The organism is Pseudomonas sp. CBZ-4, from assembly GCF_000346755.1.
GTDB lineage: Bacteria > Pseudomonadota > Gammaproteobacteria > Pseudomonadales > Pseudomonadaceae > Aquipseudomonas.
This window is the reverse complement of the sequence record NZ_ANNV01000100.1, coordinates 1-9,587: the sequence shown is the minus strand read 5'-3', so window position 1 is coordinate 9,587 and position 9,587 is coordinate 1. Positions and strand designations below refer to the sequence as shown.

At 62.0% G+C, this 9,587-nt stretch carries 8 protein-coding genes; 3 read left to right on the top strand and 5 right to left on the bottom strand.

Translation table 11 applies throughout. The features are described from left to right. Nucleotides 1–323: 323 nt before the first annotated feature. Nucleotides 324–1,118 carry a hypothetical protein gene (locus tag B348_RS1000000131920; RefSeq protein WP_256204324.1) on the bottom strand — a complete coding sequence of 265 codons (795 nt, stop codon included), beginning with the start codon at nt 1,116–1,118 and terminating at the stop codon, nt 324–326. A 149-nt stretch (nt 1,119–1,267) separates the two neighbouring features. Further along, a complete protein-coding gene (locus tag B348_RS0112205; RefSeq protein WP_017736396.1) occupies nt 1,268–2,176 on the bottom strand; it encodes a LysR family transcriptional regulator in 909 nt (302 codons plus the stop codon). A 204-nt stretch (nt 2,177–2,380) separates the two neighbouring features. Between B348_RS0112205 and B348_RS0112200 the strand changes: the two genes are divergently transcribed. Next, nucleotides 2,381–2,779, top strand: a complete 399-nt coding sequence (locus B348_RS0112200) for a helix-turn-helix domain-containing protein (RefSeq protein WP_026136755.1) — start codon at nt 2,381–2,383, stop codon at nt 2,777–2,779. A 57-nt stretch (nt 2,780–2,836) separates the two neighbouring features. Continuing rightward, complete coding sequence (locus B348_RS0112195) at nt 2,837–5,599, top strand: winged helix-turn-helix domain-containing protein (RefSeq protein ID WP_026136754.1); 2,763 nt, start codon at nt 2,837–2,839, stop codon at nt 5,597–5,599. Here the strand turns inward: B348_RS0112195 and B348_RS0112190 are convergent. Next, a complete protein-coding gene (locus B348_RS0112190; protein ID WP_032864828.1) occupies nt 5,546–6,997 on the bottom strand; it encodes a winged helix-turn-helix domain-containing protein in 1,452 nt (483 codons plus the stop codon). The genes B348_RS0112195 and B348_RS0112190 overlap by 54 nt on opposite strands. A 148-nt stretch (nt 6,998–7,145) precedes the next feature. Continuing rightward, the gene (locus B348_RS0112185) at nt 7,146–8,096 is read right to left on the bottom strand and encodes a GlxA family transcriptional regulator (protein ID WP_017736392.1); all 951 of its coding nucleotides are present in this window, start codon (nt 8,094–8,096) and stop codon (nt 7,146–7,148) included. 180 nt (nt 8,097–8,276) lie between these two features. Here B348_RS0112185 and B348_RS0112180 point away from each other — a divergent pair, with 180 nt between their 5' ends. Further along, the gene (locus tag B348_RS0112180) at nt 8,277–8,999 is read left to right on the top strand and encodes a pirin family protein (protein WP_017736391.1); all 723 of its coding nucleotides are present in this window, start codon (nt 8,277–8,279) and stop codon (nt 8,997–8,999) included. A gap of 48 nt (nt 9,000–9,047) precedes the next feature. Here B348_RS0112180 and B348_RS1000000131855 read toward each other — a convergent pair. Further along, on the bottom strand, nt 9,048–9,587 hold a 540-nt coding region (locus B348_RS1000000131855), incomplete at its 5' end, for a hypothetical protein (RefSeq protein ID WP_017736390.1).

Sequence of the window (9,587 nt, the reverse complement as noted above, 5' to 3'; positions counted from 1 at the left end):
TGGTTACTTTGGGCTGGGCCGGCACTCCGGCTTTTCCAAAGTGACCCGCTGTAAGAGCGGAACCATAAGCCGCCGTTACCTAAATAACGGATATACACACCACCAACAACAACAACAACAACAACAACAACAACAACAACAACTACGACTCTAAACTTCAGGTCTTCTTTTCATAACCAACCCCCTGCAAAGAAAACTTCACCTGAGTACGCCTCCCCGATCTTTTGGTAATTTCTTGACCACCAGTCATTGAATTCGCGAATCGGCCATACAACCCGGTACCGTTAACTGAACCGTTTTTAACATTGCCTTTGTCATCAGTACTAAAGGGAGCAAAAAAAACTACCGCTTGTCGTTGCAATTTGTGAGCTACGGTCGATCTTTGCGCCATAGTGCTCGACAAATCCGGTATTGGAGCCAGCCAATGCAACTTTCTGATCGACATCAAGATCTTTAACATGCTGCATGGGCCCAAGTTTATCGGGATCCGTAACATCCTGAACATAGGCCTTTAGCCTCTTGGGATTATCGGGATCTCGCGCCACTGTCAGGTTATATTTATGACCAAATTTAAAATCCACCAATGTGCTATTGCTGGCGCCTGGTCCCCCATCCGCCCCGTCACGACCTTTTGGAGCGCTGAAATGGGGGCCAAACCCAGAAAACGTAATCAGCGCCTTACCATCTCCTCGTGGCTGCATACCAATGTAGCCGCCCCCCAGTCTTTTGCCGCTTTCATCATTGACGCCAAACTGCATCGCATAATAGATCCCGCCATCCTTGCTGCTCTTACGTTGAGCCCCTTCATCGATAATGATTGGAAATGTGATATTACTCAATCCAGGGTCAGGCGTAGAAATATAGTAACTTACACCATATAGCCCATTCGGCGAGCTAGCGTGTTTGTTTGTTTGAAGTTTTGGCTCACTCACCTTATCAAGTTTCGACGTGGTGGTTTGCGAAGTGCTGGCACGCCCTGCCAACAACTGACTGTTGCCATGCATCTCATGCAGGCGACTCCGTTGCACTTCAGCCTGGCGATCCGTCGGTGTTCCCGGTGTGGAAACAGAAGTTTCAGGGGCTATATGTGATATCAACGGTGAATGGTCAATGCGCATATGGGTGACTGCCTTCTCTGGAAAGTAAGCCCATGATAGAAAGCCTTTGCCCAAACAAGCTGTCAGACAGAGCGCGCACAAAGCTCAGACTTTACTGGGTGTCAATACTTGTGGCTTTCAACGTGGCGTTGACTGATCAGCTACCGAACCTACAGCACTCGCGACATGTGTTCGCCGATCCGCCCACGCAACCACCGCTCCGCCGGATCATTGTCATGCACCCCACTCCACACCATCGACAACTCCGCCGCCTCAATCGCAAACGGCGGATCCTCCGCCCGTAACGCCGACCCCTCGGTCAACGCACACGCCGCATAATCCGGCACGGTCGCAATAATCTGCGTCCCCGCCAACAACGCCCGCAACCCACTGAATTGCGGCACCGCCAACACCACCCGCCGCGCCCGGCCAATACGCGCCAAATCCAGATCGATATTGCCGCTCAGATCCCCGGAAAACGACACCATCGCATGGGGCCGCTCGCAATAATCATCCAGGGTCAGCGGCGCCTCCCCACCATCTCCCCGCAGCACCTTGCACGGAATATCCCGCAGCTTCTTGCGCTTGGCATTCGCCGGCAATTCCGTGGTGTAACTGACCCCCACCGAAATCTCGCCACTGGCCAACAACGCCGACATCAGCAGGTAATTGGCACGACGCACCACCACGACAATCCCCGGCGCCTCTTCACGCAGCTGACTGAGCAACGGCGGAAACAAACCGAACTCGGCATCGTCGGACAGGCCGATGCGAAACACCGCGCAGCTGGTGGAAGGGTCGAAATCCTTGGCGCGGCTGACGGCGCCCGAGATGATGTCCATGGCTGGTTGCAACTCCTTGAGTATCGCCACGGCGCGTGGCGTGGGCTCCATGCCCCGCCCGTTGCGCAGCAGCAACGGGTCGTCGAACAGATCGCGCAAGCGCCCCAGTGCCGCACTCACCGCCGGTTGGCCCATGAAGAGTTTTTCGGCGACCCGGGTCAGGTTCTTCTCGAACATCAGCGCTTCGAAAATCACCAACAGGTTCATATCGACGCGGCGCAGGTCGTTGCGGTTCATGGCGGTATCCAAACGGTTGGCGAGCCGCCAGATAAGCACGCAAACCGCGGCCTGTATTGCACCGCTGTGCTGTCTTTTCAACGCCAGCACCTGGCGAAATTAACAACGATTAACTCGTCAGCCAGACGGTCTGGCGCCAAGAATGTGTCGGTCTACACTGCATCCATTCACCGGGAACGCTCCCATCGACTGCGGATATCCGTCATGGCCCGACTTGAGCACACTGCTCCCCGTTTATCCGCAACCGGCGGCCTGTGTGCCCGGCGCGAGCGGATCGCCAAACAATTGATCCTCGCCAACCTCGGTGAAAGCCTGGCGATTGCCGAACTGGCCCAGGCCTGCGCGCTGTCGCGCAGCCATTTTTCGCGGGCGTTCAAGTGCACCACCGGGCTGTCGCCGCAGGAATGGATTCGCCAACAGCGCATCCAGCGCGCCAAGGAGTTGATCACCGGTTCCGCCTTGAGCCTCACGCAGATCAGCCTGGAGTGCGGCTTTTGCGACCAGGCGCACTTCTGCCACATGTTCACCCGCAGCGAGGGCGTCAACCCGATGACCTGGCGAAATCACCAATTGCGTCACAGGCCGCAAGTGATTGCGGCCTAGTGGTTGGCACACGCCTGGAATATGCTGGCCACACCCTTTTCCCAGAGCATGGCCGCCATGAATGACCTCAGCGACCAGGCCGTGCAGTTCGGCCCCTACCGCATCCATCCGCGCCAGCGCCTGGTGTTGGAAGGCGGCCGCCCGTTGCGCCTGGGACGCCGTGCCGTGGAGATCCTGCTGATCCTGCTGGAGCAGGCCGGCAATGTGGTGAGCAAGCAGGAATTGGTCGCCCGCGTGTGGCCCAGGAGCGTGGTGGAAGACGGCAACCTGCGGGTGCATATGGCCGCGCTGCGCAAGGCCTTGGGCGATGGCCAGGCCGGGCAGCGCTATATCGTGACCGTGGCCCAGCGTGGCTACAGTTTTGTCGCGCCACTGAGCATCGAACCCATGAGCCTGCCCACCGAAGGTGCACCGCAACGCCCGTGCCACAACCTGCCGCTGCGGCGCACGCGCATGATCGGCCGCCAGGCGCTGATCGATGCGCTGGTGCAGCAACTGCCCGCACAGCGTTTCATCACCCTCACCGGCGCCGGCGGCATCGGCAAGACCACCGTGGCGCTGCGCGTTGCGGAGTTGCTGATCGGGCACTACCGCGACGGCATTCGCCTTCTCGACCTGGCGCCGCTGAGCGCGCCGTCAATGATCCTGCCCAACCTCGCGGCCCTGCTCGACCTCACGCTCAGCGAGCAAGAGCCGTTGCTCAGCCTTGCCCGCAGCCTGCACGCGCGACAATTGCTGCTGGTGATCGACAACTGCGAGCACCTGCTGGACGACATCGCGCTGATCAGCGAAACCCTGCTGCGCCACGCCCCCGACTTGCACATCATCGCCACCAGCCGCGAAGCGCTGCGTGCCGAGGGCGAATCCGTGCAGCGCCTGGAACCACTGGCGTGCCCGCCCGCCACCGGCAACCGCGCACAGGCCCTCGGTTACCCGGCCCTGCAATTGCTGATCGAACGGGCGATGTCTCATCAGGACAGCTTTGCCCTCAGCGACGCCGAGCTGCCGCTGGCCATCGATATCTGCCAACGTCTGGACGGTATTCCCCTGGCGATCGAGCTGGTCGCGGCGCAGATCGAACGCTTCGGCCTGCCGGGCCTGCTGGTGCAGATGGAAGACAACTTCCGCCTGCTCACCCGTGGCCGAGAAAGTGCCCTGCCCCGCCAGCAAACCCTGCGCGCCACGCTGGACTGGAGCTTTGCGCTGCTCACCGGCTGCGAGCAAATTTGCCTGCGTCGTCTTGCGGTGTTTCGTGGCGGCTTCAGTCTGGCCAGCGCGGCGGCGGTGATCGCCGGGGAACAGGTGGCGCCCGTCGAAGTGCTGGGCTCCATCACGCAACTGGTGGCCAAATCCTTGCTCAATGTGGAGGCCGGTGATGACGAGGTGGTCTATCGCCTGCACGACATCACCCGCACCTACGCCCTGGAAAAACTCAGCAGCGCCGGCGAACTCGACGTAACCCGCGCACGCCACGCCGAGCGTTGCCTGAGCCTGATGAACCAGGCGCAGGACGATTGGGAGCTGACCGCGACCCAACCATGGATCGACCGCTATGCGCCCTTGCGCGAAGACATCCGCACCGCCCTCGACTGGGGCCTTGGCGACCACGGCGTGCACTTGTTGGGCATTCGTCTCACCGTCAGCGCCATGCCGCTGTGGCAGGAGTTGTCGCTGCTGCGCGAACACGGTTTGTACGTGGGCAAGGCCCTGGAACGGCTGGCGCAATCGGCCGCGCCAAGCCAGCGCCTGCATATGGCCTTGCAACTGGCGCTGGGCAGTTTTTCCTATCACACCCAGGGCGGCACGCCGCAGACCATCGACGCCTTTGCCTGCGCACGGCGCCTGGCCGAAGCGGGCAAGGACCTCGCTGGCCAGCTGCGCGCGGTGTCGGGGCATATGGCGGTCAACCTGTGCTGCGGCAACTATCGCGAAGCCCTGGCACAGAGCCTGCACTTCGACCAACTGGGGCCGCAGGCCGAGCCCTTGCTGGACCTCAGCGCACAACGCCTGCGCGTGCTCGCGCAACACTTCGCCGGCAACCAGGCGCTGGCCTTGCACAACGCCGAGCAGGTGATCCAGCGCATGGCCCAGAGCGGCCATCTGAACCGCTTTACCCATGGCTTTGGCGTGCAGTACGACCAGAGCGTGGCGTCGTTGACCATCCTCGCGCGCATCCTGTGGCTGCGAGGTTTCCCGGAGCGCGCCGCACGTATCGCCGACCAGGCGCTGGCATTGGCGCTGCAAATCAACCATGGCACGTCGATCTGCTACACCCTGGCCCTGGCCGGCGTGGTGATCGCCCGCTACAACGGCGACACCACCGCGACCCGCGCGCACATGGACCTGCTGTTGCAACAGGCACAAAAACACTCGGTGCAGCTGTTCCATACCTGGGCGCGCTGTTACGCCGGCACGACGCGGATCGCCGATGTGCAGGGTTTGGGGCTGGTGGAAGATATTCTCGTCACCTTCAACGCCCTCGAGCCGAGCGACGCCGTGTTCGAACGCGCCCGAAACGGCGCCGCCGGTTGGTGCACTGCGGAGATCCTGCGGGTGCGCGCCGAAGGCCTCAGCGACAGCCGTGCCGCCGAAGCCCTGTTGCTGGAGGCGCTGGGTCTGGCACACCAGCAAGGCGCGCTCGCTTGGGAATTGCGCAGCGCCACGGCGTTGGCGCGGTTGTGGCAGGGGCAAGGCCGCGTGCAGGCTGCGCGGGATCTGCTGGTGTCGGTGTACGGGCGTTTCACCGAAGGGTTTGCCACCGCCGACCTACTCCGCGTACGCGGCCTGCTCGACGAGTTGCAGGACAAACGACCGGCCTGAAAACGGCCCCAGGTAATGCCCATAACCCGCCTGCAAACGCGCCACCTGTGCGGGATCGCGCAGTTGCGCCAGGGCGTAGCTGCGCAGGCTGTTGAGCAACCGGTAACGCGCGGGACCGGGGCCCGGTTCCTGGGCCAGCAACGACAGGCCCACCAGCCGCGCCAGCAGGTACGGCAGGTCGGCGTGTTCCAGCTCGGTGCCCGCCACCAGCGCGGTCAGCGTGGGCAAGGTCACGGCCATCTTGAACAAGCCCAATTGCAGGAACAGCCAACGCTCCGGCAGGCTCAGGCGCGCGTAGCTCCAATCCAGTGCAGCGGCGAAGGATTGGTGACGTTCAACCGCCGTGCGGCGGCCCCGCGTCAACACCTGCAAGCTGCTGCGCAATTGCGTCTGCACACCGTGCAGGCCCAGGGCTTCGACCTGGGCCGCCGCCAGCTCCAGGGCCAGGGGAATGCCATCCAGACTGCGGCAGATATCCCGCAGCGGCGCCAGGTCCTGGGCGCGCAACACAAAGCCCTGCTGACTGGCGCGTACCCGTGCAACAAACAACTGCACCGCCGAAGAGGCCATCGCCTGCTCGACACTGCCCCAACCGCACGGGGTCGGCAGTGCCAACACGGGCACGCGTTGCACCCACTCACCGGGCAGGTGCAAGGCTTCACGGCTGCTCAGCAACACGCTCACCTGGGGCGCGTACTGCGCCAGTGTGCGCACGAGGTGACGGCAGGCGCTGAGCAGCAAGTCGGCACCATCGAGTACCAACAACAGTTGGCGTGTCGCCAGGGGTTTGCACAATGCCTGGGCACTGGCGCAGGGCTCCAGGTCCAACGCCTTGGCCAGATGGCGGAGCATTTGCGTCGGTGCTTGCACCGTCGCCAGGTCCACCCACCACACGCCATCGCGATAACGCGGCAGCACGCGTTCGGCCAGGGCCAGTGCGAGGCTGCTTTTGCCCACGCCGGCGCACCCGGTCAGGGTCATCAGGCGTTGCCCGGACAGGCGCCGCACCACCCCCCCCAACACTTCGTCGCGACCGATCAGCGGGCTCAGGCGCACAGCCAGATTGTGCCGGGGCTTGGCGACAGGCGCAGCGCTGTGCAGCGGTGCGACAAAACTGTAGCCGCGCTGGGGGTCGTTGATGATGCAGGGTTGGCAATCCAAGGCACGGCGCAGGGCCGCGATGTGCACGCGCAGGTTGTTTTCTTCCACCACGCTGTTGGGCCACACGCGGGCGATCAGGCTGTCCTTGCTGACGAATTGCCCCGGCGCTTCCAGCAGCACTGCCAGAATCTCTAGCGCCCGCCCGCCCAGCGGCACCGGAAAGCCAGCCTTGCTGACCAGCCGTTGCTGCGGGTGAAAGGTGTAGCGGCCGAAGCTCACCGTGGGCGTGTTGTGCATGTCGATAAAGCGCTGAAACACCCGGCCTTGGGCGTTTGCGCATCCTTTTCCATGGGCTTGGCGCTATCTTGCCACCTCGCCGTGACAGGACAATGCTGGCACGGGGAGCCACACGGACTTTGAGGTGCGTCAGACGGCCATATCGGCCTTAACTGAACTGCTGGCGGTACTGCGTCGGGTTAAGGCCGAGTTTTTCGCTGAACAGAAAACGCATGTAGCGCACGCTGCCGAAACCGGCGTGGAAGGCCACGGTCTTGAGCGGCAGGTCGGTGGTTTCCAGCAGGTGCCGGGCGCGGTCGATGCGCGCGCCTTGCAAGAACGCCATGGGCGTCATGTGCACTTCCTTGGCAAACACCCGGGCGAAGTGGCGCGCGCTCATGCCCGCCAGGTCGGCCATGGAGTCGATGGTGAACGGTTGATCCAACTGCGCCAGCACATGATTCTGCACCCGCGTGATCGGCGTTTCCTGGGGCGCCACCGCAGCCGTCATCGGACTGAACTGCGCCTGCCCGCCCTGGCGTTTCATCACCACCAGCAGCACCTTGGCCACATCCACCGCGACCTGCTTGCCGTGGTCCTGGGCCACCACCGACAGCGCCAGGTCGATGCCGGCCGTCACGCCGCCCGAGGTGATCAGGCGGCCATCCTGCAAGTAGATGCGATCGGTCTCGACAATGGCCTTGGGAAAGCCCTGGATCAGCCGTTCGGTGTAGTGCCAGTGGGTGGTCACTCGGTGGCCGTCGAGCAGCCCGGCGTGCCCCAATACAAACGCGCCCGTACAGATCGAACCGAAGCGCCGCGCCTTGGGGGCAGCAGCCTTGAGCCACGGCAGCAGCGCGGGATGGCATTCGTTATAGGCGCCGGGGCCGCCGGGTACCAGCAACAGGTCATAGGCATCAACGGCGTGTTCCAGCAGCAGGTCGGGCTGCACCAGCACACCATTGGAGGCGCGCAACGCACCGGGTTCAGTGCCCAGGGTGAGGATGCGGTAATGCTCGGCCGCCGGCAGGTAGCGGTTGGCGATGGAGAACACCTCAAGCGGCCCGGCCATGTCGAGCAGCAGGAAGTCTGGGAACAGCGCCATGGCCACGGTTTTCATAGGGTGAAGCGTCCATCGAATCAGGTACGGGCGGGCATTATGGCATGTCTTTTATTGTCAATCTGAATAGGACAGTTATTCAGATTCCATCTTCTTAATGAATATCCGGATAACCATTAACCTTCTTCTCAACAACAGCGCCCTGCACTTCGCAGCCCGCGCTTACTTGAGGACAAGACCATGCTGACCCTTCGCAAAGCTTCCGAACGCGGCGCCGCCAATCACGGTTGGTTGAAGTCGTTCCACACCTTCTCGTTCGCCAACTACTGGAACCCGAAAGAACAGGGTTTCTCCGACCTGCTGGTGATCAACGACGACCGCGTTGCGGCCGGCAAAGGCTTCGGCCAGCACCCGCACCGCGACATGGAGATTTTCTCCTACGTGCTGGAAGGCGCGCTGGAACACAAGGACACCCTGGGCACCGGCTCGGTGATCCGCCCCGGCGACGTGCAACTGATGAGCGCCGGCAGCGGCGTGGCCCACAGCGAGTTCAACCACAGCCAAAGCCGTGGCGTGCACTTCCTGCAAATCTGGATCGTGCCCAATGAAGTCGGCGCTGAACCGCGCTATCAACAGGAGCATTTCAGTGAGGCGCAGAAACGTGGGCGCTTGCAGTTGATCATCTCGCCGGACGGTGCCGAGGGGTCACTCAACGTACGCCAGGATGCGCGGGTGTATGCCGGGCTGTTCAACGGCGACGAAAGCGCGACCCTCGAGCTTGCAGCGGATCGCCATGCGTACATCCATGTGGCGCGAGGCAGTGTTGAGATCAACGGGCAGCGCTTTGAGGAAGGTGACGGTGCCCGTGTGCGTGATGAGCGGCAGATCCGTGTGAGCCAGGGCGATGATGCCGAGGTGCTGGTGTTTGACCTGCGTCCTCAGGAGTTGCCACGGATGCCTTGAGGCGCCATCGCTGGTGTCGATAGTCACCATCAGCGCAATGAAGTTCTCTTAAAAACTGCGGCGCGTAACATCGAATCCATACCCGGAAACACTCAACTTAAATACTTGGAGCACATCATCATGAAACGCCAAATCTTGCTTGGACTTGCTTTTTCGGTAGTGGCTGTCAATGCTTTTGCTCATCCTCTGGTTGCTGAAGGGGGTGCTGAGCGGTTGCAGGGGAATCGTGTGGCTGAAGGTGGGGCGGAACGGTTGCTGGAGCGTCGTGTGGCGGAAGGTGGTTCGGAGCGTCTGCTGGAACGTCGTGTGGCGGAAGGTGGTTCGGAGCGGTTGCAAGAACGTCGCTTGGCTGAAGGTGGGGCGGAACGTCTGTTGAGTAGTCACGTGTAAGCCTGCGTTGTTTGCAGGGAACCCCAAACCGGCCTGATCAGCCGGTTTTTTTTCGCCTGGGATAATGGTGTTGGGAACACGGTTTAGTGTGGGAGCTGGCTTGCCTGCGATGGCGGCCTGGCGGTGTACATATCCGTTTCTTCGGTAACGGCCACTTATGGTTCCGCCCTTACGGCGGCTCACTTTGGAAAAGCCCCA